Source organism: Streptomyces sp. NPDC050704, assembly GCF_040654355.1.
Classification (GTDB): Bacteria; Actinomycetota; Actinomycetes; order Streptomycetales; family Streptomycetaceae; genus Streptomyces.
In genome coordinates this window covers 38,453-54,476 of sequence record NZ_JBFAHW010000012.1, presented here as the reverse complement: position 1 = coordinate 54,476, position 16,024 = coordinate 38,453, and the positions used below count along the sequence as shown (strand labels likewise).

Annotated in this window: 12 protein-coding genes; 4 read left to right on the top strand and 8 right to left on the bottom strand. The window is 70.9% G+C overall.

The annotated features are described in order from the left end of the window. Positions 1-5 precede the first annotated feature (5 nt). The 5 genes from AB0I18_RS09235 to AB0I18_RS09215 all read right to left on the bottom strand — a co-directional run bounded on the left by AB0I18_RS09235 (position 6) and on the right by AB0I18_RS09215 (position 8,874). Positions 6-4,442, bottom strand: coding sequence for an aminotransferase class I/II-fold pyridoxal phosphate-dependent enzyme (locus tag AB0I18_RS09235; protein ID WP_363104845.1), 4,437 nt, complete (start codon positions 4,440-4,442; stop codon positions 6-8). Between the two features lie 169 nt (positions 4,443-4,611). Further along, the gene (gene galE, locus AB0I18_RS09230; protein WP_363104767.1) at positions 4,612-5,679 is read right to left on the bottom strand and encodes a UDP-glucose 4-epimerase GalE; all 1,068 of its coding nucleotides are present in this window, start codon (positions 5,677-5,679) and stop codon (positions 4,612-4,614) included. A 117-nt stretch (positions 5,680-5,796) separates the two neighbouring features. Next, positions 5,797-6,333 carry an NUDIX hydrolase family protein gene (locus AB0I18_RS09225; RefSeq protein ID WP_363104766.1) on the bottom strand — a complete coding sequence of 179 codons (537 nt, stop codon included), beginning with the start codon at positions 6,331-6,333 and terminating at the stop codon, positions 5,797-5,799. Between the two features lie 67 nt (positions 6,334-6,400). After that, a complete protein-coding gene (locus AB0I18_RS09220) occupies positions 6,401-7,456 on the bottom strand; it encodes an iron-siderophore ABC transporter substrate-binding protein (RefSeq protein WP_363104765.1) in 1,056 nt (351 codons plus the stop codon). Positions 7,457-7,530: 74 nt separating this feature from the next. Continuing rightward, a complete protein-coding gene (locus AB0I18_RS09215; protein WP_363104764.1) occupies positions 7,531-8,874 on the bottom strand; it encodes a SidA/IucD/PvdA family monooxygenase in 1,344 nt (447 codons plus the stop codon). A gap of 85 nt (positions 8,875-8,959) precedes the next feature. Between AB0I18_RS09215 and AB0I18_RS09210 the strand changes: the two genes are divergently transcribed. Together AB0I18_RS09210 and argB are read left to right on the top strand one after the other, a co-directional pair. Beyond that, a complete protein-coding gene (locus tag AB0I18_RS09210; protein ID WP_363104763.1) occupies positions 8,960-9,907 on the top strand; it encodes a methionyl-tRNA formyltransferase in 948 nt (315 codons plus the stop codon). Between the two features lie 35 nt (positions 9,908-9,942). Then, positions 9,943-10,794, top strand: coding sequence for an acetylglutamate kinase (gene argB / locus AB0I18_RS09205; RefSeq protein ID WP_363104844.1), 852 nt, complete (start codon positions 9,943-9,945; stop codon positions 10,792-10,794). A gap of 86 nt (positions 10,795-10,880) precedes the next feature. Here the strand turns inward: argB and AB0I18_RS09200 are convergent, their stop codons facing one another. The 3 genes from AB0I18_RS09200 to AB0I18_RS09190 are packed head-to-tail and all read right to left on the bottom strand — an operon-like array spanning position 10,881 to position 13,952. After that, complete coding sequence (locus AB0I18_RS09200; protein ID WP_363104762.1) at positions 10,881-11,792, bottom strand: ABC transporter ATP-binding protein; 912 nt, start codon at positions 11,790-11,792, stop codon at positions 10,881-10,883. Between the two features lie 4 nt (positions 11,793-11,796). Beyond that, positions 11,797-12,954 (bottom strand): iron chelate uptake ABC transporter family permease subunit, encoded by a 1,158-nt coding sequence (locus AB0I18_RS09195; RefSeq protein WP_363104761.1) that lies wholly within the window; start codon positions 12,952-12,954, stop codon positions 11,797-11,799. Between the two features lie 2 nt (positions 12,955-12,956). Continuing rightward, on the bottom strand, positions 12,957-13,952 hold the full coding sequence (locus AB0I18_RS09190) for an iron chelate uptake ABC transporter family permease subunit (protein ID WP_363104843.1): 996 nt from the start codon (positions 13,950-13,952) through the stop codon (positions 12,957-12,959). Positions 13,953-14,137: 185 nt separating this feature from the next. Here AB0I18_RS09190 and AB0I18_RS09185 point away from each other — a divergent pair, with 185 nt between their 5' ends. Together AB0I18_RS09185 and AB0I18_RS09180 are read left to right on the top strand one after the other, a co-directional pair. Then, a complete protein-coding gene (locus AB0I18_RS09185; RefSeq protein WP_363104760.1) occupies positions 14,138-15,712 on the top strand; it encodes an amidohydrolase in 1,575 nt (524 codons plus the stop codon). Further along, a complete protein-coding gene (locus AB0I18_RS09180) occupies positions 15,709-15,957 on the top strand; it encodes a hypothetical protein (protein ID WP_363104759.1) in 249 nt (82 codons plus the stop codon). Before AB0I18_RS09185 ends, AB0I18_RS09180 begins: the two co-directional genes overlap by 4 nt. Positions 15,958-16,024 lie beyond the last annotated feature (67 nt).

Here is a 16,024-nt window from a genome sequence, read left to right as displayed (position 1 = left end):
GGGCCTCAGCTCCTCTCGCGCAGGGCGAAGCGTTCGGCGAGCCTGCTCAGGGTGTCGTTGAGCCGGTCGATGTCCTCGTCGGAGTTGAGCGCCGTGATCTGGACGCGGAAGCCGACCCGGTCGTGCGGGACGAGCGGGTACGCCGCGAGGGTCACGTAGATGCCGTGGTCCCACAGGAAACCCGCCACCGCTTCGAGGTCCGAGGCGTTGACGAGGGGGATCTCCACGATCGGCAGCTCATGGATGCCCGGCGTGTCCAGACCGAGGCCGTGGACGTGGTCGGACACCCGGGCGGTCTTGCGGTGCAGATCGGCGCGGATCGCGTCGCCCCGGCGGTCGTTGACCTCCAGACCGGCGAGCGCCGTGGCGAGGGACGCCGTCGGCGAGGGCCCGGAGTACAGATAGGGGGCCGCGGCGGTCTTCAGATGGTCCTTGAGCCAGGAGGGCAGCGCGATGAAGGCCAGCAGCGACGAGTACGCCTTGGAGAACCCGCCGACGAGCACGATGCCGTCGTAGGTCTCGCCCGTGTGCCGGACCACACCGTTGCCACGGGACCCGTACGGGCACAGCTCCTCCGCGTGCCGCTCCCCGATGACACCGAAACCGTGCGTGTCGTCGATGTACAGCGTCGCGTCCCGGTCCCGGCAGACGCCGGCCAGCTCGGGCAGGTCGGGGATGTTCCCGCTCATGCTGTCGACGCCGTCCAGACAGACGAGCCGGGACCGGCCGGACGGCACGGCACGCAACAGGGCGTCGAGCTCGTCGGGCCGGTCGGCGCGGAACCGTTCCAGCGTGGCGCCCTGGCCCCGGGCCGACACGCATCCGTCGTACACGGTCCGGTGCGCCCTGGCCTCGACGAAGACGTGCCCCTGGCCGGCGAGTGCGGGAATCACCGAGGCATGGATCAGCGTGGCGGTCGGCAGGAGCAGCGTGTCCGGTGCTCCGAGCAGCCCGGCGAGCCGCTCCTCGATCTCGGGGTAGAGCCGCGGGCTGCCGAGCAGCCGCGACCAGCTGGGGTGTGTTCCCCACTGCCGTACGGCGGGCTCGATCGCGTCGATGATCTCGGGATCGCAGTCGAAGCCCAGGTAGTTGCAGGAGGCGAAGTCGATCAGCCAGTGATCTCCGCTGCGGATGTGCCGGCCGCGCACCTCGTCCAGGACCGCGTCGCTCATGGGGCTCGTCCGGCGCAGGCGTTCGAGGTCGCCCCAGCGTGGATCACGCCGTACTCCCGGCGGCGCGGCAGCGGTTTCGGGCATGGTGTGCTCCTTTTCCGTGGCCGTCCCGCCCCTGATGGATCGCGTACCGTCGCCGGCGGCCCGGGGGCTGCCCGGTGCCGCCTTCGGCCGGGTGCCGATCGGCACCCGTTCCGTCGCCCCGATGCGCCGTGGCGGTGACCGGTACCCGCCGGGCTGCCCCAGGACGGTCTCGCCCTGCTCCACCGTCATCGGCCGGGCGAACAGATACCCCTGCCCGAACCGGCAGCCGATACCGGCCAGCAGTTCTCGCTGGGTCGGCTCCTCGATGCCCTCGGCGATCACCTGGAGGCCGAGGGTGTCGGCGATGTGGACGATCCCCTCGACGAGCGCGACCTGGCGGGGGTCCCGCGGGATGTCGTCGATGAACGTCTTGTCGATCTTGAGTACGTCGATGGGGAACTCCCGGAGATAGCGCAGCGAGGAGAATCCGGTGCCGAAGTCGTCCACGGCGATCCGTACGCCGAGGTTCTTCAGCGCCCGTATCAGGGCGTCGATCTGCGCGTCCCGCCGCATCAGCACCGACTCGGTGAGCTCCAGCTGCAGCGAGCCCGGGACGAGGCCGGGGGTGTCGAGGGCCTTGCACACCTCGTCCAGGAAGCCCGTGTCGCGCCACTGGCGGGCGGACACGTTGACGCTGAGGTACGGCGGTGTGGACGGCCGTGCCCGGTGCTGCAGCCGGGCGATGTCGGCCGTGGCCTTCCGCAGGATCCAGGCGCCCAGCGGGGTGATGTGTCCGGTCTCCTCCGCGAGCGGGATGAACTGCCGCGGTGGGACCAGACCGCGTCGGGCGTGCGGCCAGCGCACCAGTGCCTCGAAGCCGACGACCTCGCCCACCGTGATGTCCACGACCGGCTGGTAGCGCAGCGCGAACTCCTCTTTGGCGATCGCACGGTCCAGATGCGCCTGGAGGTCGTGCCGCTCCGCCATACGGACGCGCAGCTGGGGCCGGAAGCGGCGCCACTGGCGCTTCCCGGCTGCCTTGGCCGCGTACAGGGCCAGATCGGCGTGGGTCAGCAGCTCCTCGGCGCCCGTGCTGTCCATCGCCGTGGCCACCCCCACGCTGGCGGAGACGCTCACCGAGTCCTCGTGCAGCTGGAAGGGCCGGTTGAGGGTCTGGATCACCTGTGCGGCCAGGAGTTCGCCGTCGAGGGGCTGCTTCGCGTCCTCCATCAGCACCGCGAACTCGTCACCCCCCAGTCGCGCCGCGGTGTCGGTGCGGCGCAGTGTCTCCGACAGCCGCTCTCCCACGGCGCCGAGGAGCCGGTCGCCGACGGAGTGGCCCAGCGTGTCGTTGACGATCTTGAAGTCGTCCAGGTCGATGAAGAGCAGGCAGGTGACCGTCGACTCCCGGCGGCCGCGCAGCAGCGCGCGCTCGGTCCGCTCCAGCAGCAGCGTCCGGTTGGGCAGACCGGTCAGCGAGTCGTGAAAGGCCCGCTGCGTGAGCTCGTGCTCCAGCTGACGCTGTTCGGTCACGTCCCGCAGGGTGACGACCAGTCCGCCGACGGTCTTGTCCTGGCGCAGGTCACGGCAGCGCACCTCGACTTCGATACGGCCGGTGTCACGCAGCACCCACCAGTGGTCGTGGGCCTCCTGCCGGGCGTTGTTCCGCAGCCCCGCCAGTGTCCGGTCCGCCCGCTCGCGGTCCTGCGGGTCCACCAGTTCCCGCAGTGCCGTTCCGATCAGGCGGGCGCTGCCGAACACGGCTTCCGCGGACGGACTGGCGTAGCGGACGGACGTGTCGTCGTCGACGATGAGGATGACGTCCGAGGCGTTGCGCACCAGGGTGCGGAAGTACGCCTCGCTCTCCTGCCTGGTGATCTCCTGCCGGAGCGCGATGCGCTCCGTCGCCAGTCCCACGTGTGAGGCCAGGATCTCCAACGACCCGCGCATCTCGGCGAGTTGACGCTCGGGCCCGGCCGCCAGGAGTGCGCCCGGCAGCTCGCCGCCCGCCGGACGGTCGGGCTGGACCATGGGACACACCAGGGCGGTCGGCAGGCCGCCGAGTGCGGCGGCCAGGTGTGGCCCCAGCCCGGCGACGGGGACCAGGAGGGTGCGGTGGAGGGCGAGGCGGGCCGGACCGTTCGCCAGGAGGGCGTACAGGTCCTGGGCGTGTTCGGCCGAGAGCAGCACGGTCGCGTGCCGGATCTTCGGTCCGAACAGCGCGGTGACCGCCGTGTCGCAGGACCGTGCGATCTCCTGGGGCTTTTCCGCGGCCACCAGCGAGGCGGTGGCCACCCGCAGCGCCTGCTCGCGCGCCACGGCCTTGCGGTGTGCCGCGACCATGCCCGCGAGGCGGAGGATCACCAGCAGGAACAGGACGGTGGAGAAGGCGGCGAACACCGTCGGGTCGCGGAAGCTGCCCGCAAGCCCCTCGTAGAGCAGGATGGCGGGCGCGACCAGGGTGGCCGCGGTGAGCAGCAGGAGCCGGCGCCAGGGCGGGAGCAGGGACTGCGGCTGGGCCTCCGACGCGGTCAGTTCCGCCATCGAGGGATGCAGTGCGGCCAGTCCCCAGGCCGTGTAGAAGACGATCCAGCCGGCGTCCAGCAGAGTGCCGGCCTGCCACATTCCGTTGAGCTGGAGGATCCCGTAGGCGATGTCGAAGCAGAGCAGCGTGAGGGTGCCGAGGACGAGCAGTCGAACGGCGCGATTGCGGCCGGACCTGGGGCCGGGGGCGAGCAGCCGGACCAGCATCGCCAGCACCAGTACGTCGCCCAGCGGATAGGCGATGCTGATGGCGCGCTGCTGCCAGGTCAGGCCCTCCAGCCGGGTCAGCGGCTGCACCAGGTGGACCCAGACCGGCAGGGCGAGTCCCGCGGTGATGATCAGCGCGTCCAGCAGGCTGGGCAGGTCGCGGTCCACCCAGCGGTACCGGACGAGGCCGAACAGGCCCGCGGCGAAGAGCGGATAGGTGGCGAGGTAACACGCGTCCGCCGGAGAGGGGAACGGGTTGGACGCGTCGAAGTACCCCTCCAGCACGTTGTAGTACGTGTCACCCGCGGCGAAGGTCAGCAGTCCGGCGGCGAGCAGCAACCAGGGCCAGCGGTGCGCGGGCCGGTGCATGTGCACGCCGGTGAGTACGGCGGCGGCACCGCCCAGCCCGATCACGGCCCAGAACGGCGTGCGGGTCTCCGGGATGGTCATGTACAGGGCGGTGAGAGTCCCGACCGACGCGATATACACGGCCATCAACCGGTGGGCCGGCAGCAAGGGCAAGCGCCTCCCCGAGTTCGAGGACACCGGGTCGCGAACAAGGCGTCAAACGCGGGCATTCAGATACAAATCGTAGGCACGGCAGGTGCTCGGCCGCATCTCCTCGCCCGGAAGCCCTCACGCGAAGGCCTGCACCCGGAGGCCCTCACCCCTTGGCGTTCGGCCGCCGGGCGGAGCCCGCGTAACCGCGGGGGTTGAGCCGCTGGAACCGCCAGGCGTCCCGGCACATGTCGGCGAGGTCCCGGGTGGGGCGCCAGCCCCAGGCGCGCGCCACGGCGGTCGCGTCCGCGACGAGCTCGGTCACGTCCCCGGGGCGGCGGGGCGCGACCTCGTACGGAATGGGCCTGCCGCACGCCTCGGAGAACGCGGCGACGACGTCGAGGACCGAGCTTCCCTTGCCGGCACCCAGGTTGTACACCCGCAGGCCCGGTCCGTCGGTGAGGTGGTCGAGCGCGACGCGGTGGGCCTCCACGGTGTCCATGACGTGGAGGTAGTCGCGGATCGCGGTCCCGTCGGGCGTGGGGTAGTCGGTGCCGAACACGCTGAGCCGTGCCCGTCGGCCGGCGGCCACCTGCGCCACGTACGGCATCAGGTTGCCGGGCGGGCCGTGGGGGTCCTCGCCGAGCAGTCCGCTGGGGTGGGCGCCGGCCGGGTTGAAGTACCGCAGGCACAGCACGGTGTACTCGGGGCAGCGGCGGCAGACGTCGGCGAGGATCTGCTCGCAGATCCACTTGGAGGCCGCGTACGGACTGGCGGGCCGGGCCGGGGTGGCCTCGTCGAGCGGGCCGTGTCCGGCGTCGCCGTAGACCGAGCAGGAGGAGGAGAAGACGAGCTGGTGCACCCCGTGCTCGTGCATCGTCCGGAGCAGGGAGGTCGTGCCGCCGACGTTGGTGTCGTAGTACTCGACGGGCATCCGTGCCGACTCGCCCACGGCCTTGTGCGCGGCAAAGTGCACGACGGCGTCCACTGAGTGTCGGTCGAAGACGGCCGAGAGGGCGCGTCGATCACGGATGTCCAGCTCGTAGACGGCGCCGACGAAACGGCCGGCGATCCGTTCCACCCGGGCCAGGACCTGCGGTGTGCTGTTGGAGTAGTCGTCGACCACGATCAACTCGTAGCCGTGGTCGAGCAGTTCGACGCAGGCGTGGCTGCCGATGAAACCGGCTCCGCCGGTGACGAGGACCGTCGACGGAGTGTGTCCGGCGGCGGTCATGGCACGACACTCCTGAGTGCGATATGACGTCCAACGCCGTACGTTTACGACGTATATGTACGACTTTGCGCCTCTTGGTTCCCGCCGTCAAGACCTGCCGGTGACCGCCCCCCTGGTTCAGGAAATGCAGCCCACATGGGCGAGGGCCTGCTTGAGGAGGACTCCGTGGCCGCCCGGCATCTCGTTCTGGACCATGGGCGAGGAGGCCTCCTCGGGGCTGAACCAGACCAGGTCGAGGGCGTCCTGCCGGGGGCGGCAGTCACCGTTCACCGGGACGATGTAGGCGAGCGACACCGCGTGCTGGCGGGGGTCGTGGAACGGCGTGACCCCTTGCGTGGGGAAGTACTCGGCGACGGTGAAGGGCTGCAGGGAGGTCGGGATCCGGGGCAGCGCCACCGGGCCGAGGTCCTTCTCCAGATTGCGCAGGAGGGCGTCCCGGACCCGTTCGTGGTGCAGCACCCGGCCGGAGACGAGGGAGCGGCTGACCGTCCCTTCCTGCCCTATGCGCAGCAGCAGTCCGATGCTGGTGACCTCGCCGTTGTCATCGACTCGCACCGGTACGGCCTCGACGTAGAGGATCGGCATGCGTGCGCGCGCCATTTCGAGCTCGTCGGTCGTCAGCCAGCCGGGCGTGAGTTCAGTCGTATCAGACATTTTTTGATCATACTTTCCATGGATGCCGTCGTGCGCGGCCTGAGACCGGGGTCACCACGGGCCCTCGTCAGGACGTCGGCTCGGTCACCTTCGTCGCGGTGTCGCCGTCGACGGCCGCGGTCAGCTGCGGAACCAGGCGGTCGAGCATGTACGGCAGGCTCAGTACCGACACGAAGGAGACGGAGTTGCCGTAGTCGCCGGCCTCCTTGACGTAGACCTCACGCTGCTCCTTCGCCACGTCCAGGTCGGCGTAGAGGGCGTTCTTGTGGAGCTTGACCTCGTCCTCGGCCGTGTCGGTGACGATCCACACGATCGCGTCGGTGTCCAGCAGGTCGGTGCGCTCCTTGCTGATGTTGGCCCCGAACTCGTCACCGATGACCTTGTCAAGCCCGGCCGGCAGCTTGAAGCCGAGGTCGGTGAGGACACGCGAGCGCGGGTCCTGGCTGCCGAAGACGAAGATGCCGTCGTACGGGGTGGCCATCACGGCGGTGGACTTCGCGAAGGCGGGGTTCTTGCCGGCCGCGGCCCTGAAGTCCGCCTCGACGCCGTCTACCAGTTCCCCGGCCTCGGCGTCCTGGCCGAGCGCCTTGCCGATGATCTCGGTCTGCCGCTGCCACGGCACCCCGAAGTCGTTGTACTCCTTGGGCTGGGCCACCACGGGGGCGAACTTCGACAGGGTGTCGTACTGGGCCTTCGTGAGGCCCCCGTAGACCGCGAGGATCAGGTCGGGCCGGAGCGCGGCGATCTTCTCGGTCTGCGGGCCGGTGCCGGTGTCCTTCAGCACGGCCGGGGCCTTCGCGCCGCCGAGCTTGTCGGCGGCCCAGGGCCCGATGGCGCCCTTGTAGCCGCCGAGCCACTCGGTGGTCCCGACGGGCACCTTGCCCAGGGCGAGCACGGCGTCCTGGTCGGTCAGCCCGACCGTGACGATCCGCTTCGGCTCGGCCTTGACGGTGGTGCTGCCGTACTTGTGCGCGAGGGTCACCGGGAAGGCGCCGCTCGCGGCCGCGGGCTTGTCCGCGCCCGCCCCGGAGTCGTCGTCGGAGCCGCAGGCGGCGGTGGCGAGGAGGAGGATCGCGGAGGTGAGCGCCGCGGCGAGGCGGGTGCCTCTGGAAGAGCCGAGCATCAGTTGTCCTTCAGGGTGGCGGTAAGGGGCGTGACGGCACGCGGACGCGCACCGTCACACACGGCGGCGGAGCCTCAGGCGGAGTCGGTCGGCGCGGTGGAGTCGTCCGCGCGGTGGATGAGCAGGGAGTCGAGGATCTCGCCGGAGCGCACGGCGGTGGTGGACAGCAGGGTCGAGGTGAGACCGTGCGTGTGCTCGGTCGCGCCCTGCAGATAGATGCCGGCCGAGACTTCGGGCAGCAGCTCCACGCGGTGGTCGCGCCCGACGCGTACGGCGTCCTTGTCGTCCCGCAGGCAGAGTTTCGCGGTCCTGCCCAGGAGCGCGTCGAGATCCCTCGGCCGGTAGCCGGTCGCGTGGACGAGCAGGTCCGCGGAGAGCACCTCCCGCTCCCCGGTGGGGAGGTACTCGACGGTGACCTCCAGGTGGTCGTCGAAGCTGCGTACGTCCCGGATGCGGGACACGTTGCGCAGCCGCAGGCGCTCCTTGCCCTGGACCTTCTCGCGGTACATCGTCGCGTACAGCGACTCGATCAGATCCATGTCGACCACCGAGTAGTTGGTGCTGCGGTGGTAGTCGACCAGGGACTGCTTCACCTCCGGTTTCGACTGGAAGTACACGTCCACGGCCTCCGGGTCGAAGATCCGGTTGGCGAACGGGCTGTCGTCGGCGGGCGTGTACCCGTACTTGGCGAAGACCGCGCAGATCTCCGACTCGGGGAAGGACTGGTGCAGGTAGTCGACCGCCTCGGCGGCGCTCTGGCCGGCGCCGAGCACCAGGACGCGACCCACCGGCGTGCCGGAACCGCTCAACTCGCGGACGTGCGGGACGAGTTGACTGTTGTGCCAGATGCGGTCCGACAGGGTCGTGTCGGGCGGCAGATGGGGCTCCAGGCCGACGGCCACCGAGATGTTGCGGGCCCTGCGGACGACGGTCCGCTCGGGGTCACCGGGCACCCGGCTGACGACGTCCAGCCAGCGAACCTCGCCGTCCGGTCCCGTCACCGGTTCCACGGACACCACCTCGTCGGAGTAGTCGACCAGGTGCGCGACCCGGGCCGCCGCCCACTCGAAGTACTCGTGGAACTCGATCCGCAACGGGAACAGCGTCTTCGCGTTGAGAAAATCCACCATCCTGCCCCGCTCCCGCAGGAAGCACAGGAAGCTGAAGTCGCTGGTCGGATTGCGCATGGTGACCAGGTCCTTGAGAAAGGACACCTGCATCGTGGCGTCTTCGATGAGCATTCCCCGGTGCCAGCCGAACGACGGCTGACGCTCCAGGAATCCGGCGCGGATCCGCTTCTCGGGAGCGACTCGGGCGTTGTGTTCCTCAACAGCGATGGCCAGTGCGAGATTTGACGGCCCGAAACCTATTCCGAGCACATCGAGAACGGCGTCCGGTTCGTCGTGCAGTGCGTTCACCGCAACTTTCCTTCCCCTAGGCGCCCCCGATGTTAAATAAGGTTAGCCTTACCTTGCAATGGTGTGTCCAAAGAGAGGATCGACAATGCGGGTCGTCATGTTCGGCTATCAGACCTGGGGGCATCGCACGCTCCAGGCTCTGCTGGAGTCCGACCACGAGGTGGTCATGGCCGTGACCCACCCCAAGAGCGACCACGTATACGAGAAGATCTGGGACGACTCGGTGGCCGAGCTGGCCGAGAAGCACGACATCCCGGTCCTGCTGCGCAACCGGCCCGACGACCCGGAACTCCTCGCCGCCCTGAAGGACGCGGCGCCGGACATCATCGTCGCCAACAACTGGCGCACCGTGCTGCCCCCGGAGGTCTTCGACCTGCCGCCGCACGGCACGCTCAACGTGCACGACTCGCTGCTGCCTGCCTACGCGGGTTTCTCCCCGCTGATCTGGGCGCTCATCAACGGCGAGCGCGAAGTCGGTGTCACCGCGCACCGGATGAACGCCGAACTCGACGCGGGCGACGTCCTGTTGCAGCGTGCCGTCCCGGTGGGTCCGACGGACACCGTCACCGACCTGTTCCACCGCACGGTCGACCTGATCGCGCCGGTCGTCACCGAGTCGCTCGACCTGATCGCCGCCGGCCGGGCGCGCTGGACACCGCAGGACCGCAGCCGGGCGAGCTTCTTCCACAAGCGGTCCCTCGAAGACAGCCGGATCGACTGGACCTGGCCCGCCGAGGACATCGAGCGGCTCGTGCGCGCCCAGTGCGACCCGTACCCCAACGCCTTCACCCACCACCGCGGGGAGCGGCTCCGGATCGTCGAGGCCGCGGTGTCGGGGGCCTGCTACGGCGGCACCCCGGGGCGGATCTTCATCCGCGAGGGCGACGGAGTGGTCATCGTCGCGGGCGCCGAGGCGAGGAGCGGCCGGCTGCGCGGGCTGCTCGTCAGGCGGGTGCGTACCGAGGACGGTACCGAGCACGCGGCGACCGACTATTTCCGCACGATGGGCGGCTACCTGACCGCTCGCCCGTGAGCGGCACGACGGCGCCCGCCGGTCCCTCCGAGGACATCAACGCCGATCGGCTCGCAGCGCTGGAGTCGCTGCGCGGGTGCACGGTCCTCGTCAAGTACGGCGGCAACGCGATGACCGACGACACGCTCCGGCGGGCCTTCGCCGACGACGTGATCGCGCTGCGGCGGGCCGGCGTCAGGCCGGTCGTCGTACACGGCGGCGGCCCGCAGATCGGCGCCCACCTGGACCGGCTGGGGCTCAAGTCCGCCTTTCTGAACGGGCTTCGGGTCACCACGCCGGAGACCATGGAAGTCGTACGGATGGTGCTCACCGGCAAGGTCCAGAAGGAGCTCGTCGGACTGCTGAACGAGCACGGTCCGTACGCCGTCGGGCTCAGCGGCGAGGACGGGCACACCCTGACCGCCGTGCGGCGGTACGCCGAGGTGGCCGGGGAGCGCGTGGACATCGGGCTGGTCGGGGACGTGGCGCGGGTGAACACCGCGGTCCTGCGCCTCCTGCTGGACAGCGGCCACATCCCGGTGGTCTCGCCCGTGGGCCGGGGCGAGGACGGACAGGTCTACAACGTCAACGCGGACACGGCGGCCGGGGCACTGGCCGCCGCGCTCGGGGCACGGGTCCTGGTCGTCCTCACCGACGTGCCCGGCCTCTACGCGGACTGGCCGGAGAGCGAACGGGTCGTCGACCGGATCGGCGCGGGGGAGCTGGCGCGGCTGCTGCCGGAGCTGAACGGCGGTATGGGGCCCAAGATGGAGGCCTGTCTGCGGGCCGTCACGGCCGGGGTGCGCACGGCTCGGGTGCTGGACGGGCGCGCGCCGCACGCGCTGCTCGACGGGCTGACCGATGCCGTCGGCACCGGGACGACGATCGTGCCGGACACCGCCGGATAACCGGCACCGGCCCTGCCGTGTGGCCGCCCCGTCCCGCCCCGCTCTGCCGGCGTGGGGCGGGGCGGCCACACGGCTGCCGTCCGTCCTCAGTCGGCCGTCCGCGCCGCCGCCGGTTCCAGCGGTGGGGCCCCGTGGTGGCGCCCCATCGGAATGACCAGCGGCGTGCCGCTGACCGGGTCCATGGTGATCCGGCAGCTCAGGCCGAAGACGTCCTCGACGGTCTCGGCGGTGATGACCTCGGCCGGGCTCCCCTCGGCGACGATCTTCCCGGACTTCATGGCGACCAGGTGATCGGCGTACCGGCAGGCCTGGTTGAGGTCGTGCAGCACCATCACGACGGTGCGGTGCTCCCGCCGGTTGAGGTCGATGATCAGATCCAGGACATCGACCTGGTGCGCCAGGTCCAGGTACGTCGTCGGCTCGTCGAGGAGCAGTACGGGGGTGCCCTGGGCGACCGCCATGGCGATCCAGGCGCGCTGGCGCTGGCCGCCGGAGAGCTCGTCGACGGGCCGGTCCGCGAGGTCGGTCATGGCGGTGGCGTCCAGGGCCTCGCGCACGGCCTCCTCGTCGGCCTTCGACCACTGCCGCCACCAGGTCTGGTGCGGTGAACGGCCGCGGTTGACCAGGTCGATGACGGTCAGCCCCTCGGGTGCGAGCGGGCTCTGCGGCAGGATGCCGAGGCGCTGGGCCAGCTCCCTGGTCGGTATGGAGTGCAGCGCCCGGCCGTCGAGGTGGACGGCGCCCTCGCGGGGCGCGAGCAGCCGGGCGAGGGCGCGCAGCAGGGTGGACTTGCCGCACGCGTTGGCGCCGACGACGGCCGTGATCCGGCCGGGCGGCACGGCCAGGTCGAGGCCGTCCACGACCAGGCGGTTGTCGTAAGCCAGCCGCAGACCGCTCGCCCGCAGATCCGGGTCGGGGGCCGGTACGCGGTCGGACGACAACTCGGTCGACGGGGAGTCAGCCGTCGCGCGGTCGGTCGACGGGGGATCGGCCGGCATGGGATCAACCTCCTGAACCCGCGCGGTTGGCGCGGACGAGCAACCAGAGCAGGACCGGAGCGCCGAGCACGCCGGTGACGATTCCGACCGGCAGTTCCATGCCGGAGACGAGCGTACGGGCGATGAGGTCGCCGCCGAGCACGACCAGCGCCCCGGTCAGTCCGGCGGCGACGGTGGGCGGCCAGGCGCTGCCGGCCAGCCGCTGGGCGATCTGCGGTGCGGCCAGCGCCACGAAGGCGACGGGTCCGGCGGAGGCGGTGGCGAAGGCGATCAGCCCGACCCCGGTGAGCAGGATGGCGAGGCGTACGGGCTGCACGCGGGTGCCGAGGCCGGTGGCCACGTCGTCGCCGAGTTGCAGGGTGCGCAGCAGCCGGCCGAGCAGCAGGGCCGTCGGCAGCAGCACGGCCACCGCGATCGCGAGCGGGCCGACCTGGTCCCACGTACGGCCGTTGAGGTTGCCGACCAGCCAGCCGAGGGCCGCCTGCGCCTGGAACCGGCCGCCCTTGGCCACCAGGTAGTCGGTGGCGCTGGTGCAGATCCAGGCCACCCCGATGCCGACCAGGATGATCCGGTATCCGGTGGTGCCGCGCCGCCACGCCAGCAGGTACACGGTCAGGGCCGTGGCCAGCGCCCCGAGCAGCCCGAGGCCCTGGGTGCCCAGACCGCCGTCCCAGCCCAGGACGATGCCCGCCACCACCGCCGCGCCCGCGCCCTGGGTGAGGCCGATCATGTCGGGGCTGGCCAGCGGATTGCGGGTCATGGTCTGGAACAGCGCGCCGGAGACGCCGAAGGCGATCCCGGCCAGCAGTCCGACCAGGGCGCGGGGCAGCCGCAGCTCCTGGACCACGAGTACGGTGCCGGGGTCGCCGGAGCCCGTCAGGGCCCGTACGACTTCGCTGAAGCCGATCGGGTAGTCGCCCATGGTCAGGCCCCAGCAGAACAGCAGGAAGGCAGCCGCGGCGAGTAGCGCGCACAGGGCCACCAGCCGGGGACGGAAGACGCCGGAGACGGGCGGCACGGTCAGCCGGTAGGTACGGAAGCGGGTGCCGACGCCGGGTGAACTGCCGTATTCCAGACGGGATTTCAGGGACTTCGGGGCCTTCGGGGCCTTCGCGGGCTTCCGGCTCTTCGGGTTCTTCAGGGCGGCTCCGGGGTCCGTCATGCTCACACCTCCGCCAGATTGCGCCGGCGGACCATGGCGATGAAGAACGGCCCGCCGATGAAGGCCACCAGGACACCGGCCTGGATCTCGGTGGGCCGCGCGACGAGGCGTCCGAGGATGTCGGCGGCGAGCAGCAGGCTGGGGGCGAGTACGGCGGACAGCGGCAGCAGCCAGCGCTGGTCGGGGCCGATGCCCGCCAACTGGGCCAGAGCGCGGGCGACATGGGGGACCACGAGCCCGATGAAGACGACCGGGCCGATCACCGCGACCGCCGCACCGGTCAGCAGGGTGATCGCGGCGACGCCCTGGACCCGGACCAGGCCGAGGCGCCGGCCGAGTGAGGCCGCCACGTCGTCGCCGAGGGCCAGACTGTTGAGGGCCGGGGCGGCGGCCATGGCCAGCACCGCGCCCACGGCCAAGAAGGGCAGCACCCGCCACACCATCCCCTCGTCCGCGTCCGCGAGCGACCCGGCGGACCAGAACCGGAACCGGTCCAGCGCGTCCGCGTCGGTGAGCACGATGGCCTGGGTGAACGACCACAGCAGTGAGGTGACCGCCACTCCGGCGAGCGCCAGCTTCACCGGTGTCATCCCGGACCGCCCGAGGCCGCCCAGCAGATAGACGGCCACGGTGGCTGTCAGGGCCCCCGCGAACGCGAACCACACATATCCGTACAGCGAGTTGATCCCGAGCACCCCGACGGCCACCACGATGGCGAAGGAGGCACCCGCGCTGACGCCGAGGATTCCGGGGTCCGCGAGCGGATTGCGCGTCAGGGCCTGCATCAGCGCACCGGACAGCCCGAGGGCCGCGCCCGCCGTGAGCGCAAGCGCGGTCCGCGGCACCCGCGCCGACCAGACGATGTTCTCCACGAACCGGCTCGGCGCGTCGCCGAACAGCGCCCGCACCACCTGGTCCGGCGGGATGTTGGCCGCGCCCAGGGCCAGCGACAGCACGCAGAGTACGGCCAGGACGGCGCCGAGCAGTGTCACGAGCAGGACGGGGTGAAATCTCCTGCCCCGCGTCACCTTGCGGTCTCCAACGGCCAACTCCCTTAGGTTAGGCAGGCCTTAATCGTATGAGGGTGCGCGGAACCCATCGACCGCCGGTCTTATGGTTAGGTAACCCTTACCTTAGTATGACCTGCGGTCGAAACACCTGAGAAAGGTTGAGGACTCCGTCGATGCTCTGTACGAGACTGACGAACGCGCACATCCTCACCATGGACCCGGACCGTCCCGTCGCCCGCGACCTGGGCATCTGGCGGGGCCGGATCGTGGGCCTGGACGAGGAGGTGACGTCCCTGCCGGCCCGCCGGGTGGTCGACCTCCAGGGTGCCACCGTGCTGCCCGGGTTCATCGACAGCCATGTGCACCTGGCCTGGACCGGTTTCAAGGCGGCCACGCCCAGCGTTGCACCGTGCGCTTCGGTCGAGGACGTGCTCGCCGTGGTGGCCGAGACCGCGGCACGCACGCCCGACGGCGGCTGGGTGAACCTGGCGGGGTACGACCAGCGGGCCCTGGGGCGCCATCTGACCGCCGCCGAACTGGACAAGGTCAGTGCCGGGCGCAAGGTGTTCCTGATGCACGACTCAGGACACGGCTGCATGGTCAACACCGCCGTCCTGGAACTGCTGCCCGCCGGACTCCCGCACGAGGAGGGCTTCCTGGCCGAGGGTGCCATGGGTGCCGCACGGGCACTGCGGCTGCCCCACTCCCAGCAGGAGCTCGCGGACGCGATCGGGCGCGCCGCCAGGACCTGTCTGGCCGAGGGGGTGACGGCCTGTGCCGAGGCGGGCATCGGCGGCGCCCTGTTCGGCCACAGCCCGGTCGAGCTCGGCGCGTACCAACTGGCCCAGGAACAAGGCGAGTTGCCGCTGCGGGTACAGCTCATGGTGGCCGCGGACCGACTGCGCCCGGTCACCGCGCACGAGGACGACGGCATCCCCCGCGCCCTCGATCTCGGCCTGCGCACCGGGTTCGGCGGCGACCGGCTCTCCGTGGGCGCGCTGAAGATCTACACCGACGGCGGCATGATGGCCCGGACCGCGGCACTCACCGGCCCGTACCAAGGGCTCGACCACGCGGGCCAGTTGCAGGCCGACCCGCAGGCGCTCACGGACACCATCGTGGACGGCCATCTCGCAGGCTGGCAGCTCGCCGTCCACGCCATCGGAGACCGGGCGGCCGACATCGCCCTCGATGCCCTGGAGCGGGCGCAGCGCATCCGGCCGCGCCCGGACGCACGGCACCGCATCGAACACGCGGGCCTCATCCGGCCCGACCAGCTGCCCCGCTTCGCGCGACTCGGCGTGGCGGCCGTGGTGCAGCCGAACTTCCTGCGCTACTTCGGCGACGACTACGCGGCGATCATGGGGGACGAGCGGGCGCCGTGGCTGTACCGGGGGAGGGGGTTCCTGGAGCACGGCATCACCCTGGTGGGCAGCTCCGACCGGCCCGTCACGGACGGATCACCGCTCAGGGCCGTGCAGTTCATGGTCGAGCGTGCCTCCACGTCGGGACAGGTGATCGGTCCGGAGGAGGGCATCACGGTCGACGAGGCCCTGCGTGCCTACACGGTCGGCGGGGCCTACGCCTGCCACTGGGAGGACAGCGCGGGCAGCCTCACCCCGGGGAAACGCGCCGACCTGGTCGTCCTGGGCGACGACCCGAGGACGGTCGACGCCTCGCGCATCGGCGACATCGACGTGGTCGCGACATTCGTCGACGGCCGCGAGACCGAGGAGGCCGCACTGTGAGCACGACGAGCACGAGTGGTACGAGGACGGACGGCGTCGAGCGGTACGCATCCCTGTGGGAGAGGTCGCCCCGGCCGCACCGGTGGGTGATCTGGGACGTCCCCGGGGATGTCCTGGTGTTCGACAGGGATGTCAACTGCCTTGTGGACATCGACGACGAGGCGGTCCGGCGGGAGGTGCTGCGCCGGATGCGCGAGGCGGGCGTACCGGAGGGCGACGACTATCCGGGCCGTCCCTGCGCATGAGCGCGTGAACGACCCCATGGGTCGGTAAACGACCGCATGAGTTGGTAGGGGCCTCTCGCCTGCCCCG

What these genes read in the sequence shown, in the direction of transcription:
- AB0I18_RS09225 (WP_363104766.1), bottom strand. Translation starts at nt 6,333, where the DNA reads ATGTCTGATACGACTGAACTCACGCCCGGCTGGCTGACGACCGACGAG.
- AB0I18_RS09210 (WP_363104763.1), top strand. Translation starts at nt 8,960, where the DNA reads ATGCGGGTCGTCATGTTCGGCTATCAGACCTGGGGGCATCGCACGCTC.
- AB0I18_RS09200 (WP_363104762.1), bottom strand. Translation starts at nt 11,792, where the DNA reads ATGCCGGCCGATCCCCCGTCGACCGACCGCGCGACGGCTGACTCCCCG.
- galE (WP_363104767.1), bottom strand. Translation starts at nt 5,679, where the DNA reads ATGACCGCCGCCGGACACACTCCGTCGACGGTCCTCGTCACCGGCGGA.
- AB0I18_RS09220 (WP_363104765.1), bottom strand. Translation starts at nt 7,456, where the DNA reads ATGCTCGGCTCTTCCAGAGGCACCCGCCTCGCCGCGGCGCTCACCTCC.
- AB0I18_RS09185 (WP_363104760.1), top strand. Translation starts at nt 14,138, where the DNA reads ATGCTCTGTACGAGACTGACGAACGCGCACATCCTCACCATGGACCCG.
- AB0I18_RS09235 (WP_363104845.1), bottom strand. Translation starts at nt 4,442, where the DNA reads ATGGCCGTGTATATCGCGTCGGTCGGGACTCTCACCGCCCTGTACATG.
- AB0I18_RS09195 (WP_363104761.1), bottom strand. Translation starts at nt 12,954, where the DNA reads ATGACGGACCCCGGAGCCGCCCTGAAGAACCCGAAGAGCCGGAAGCCC.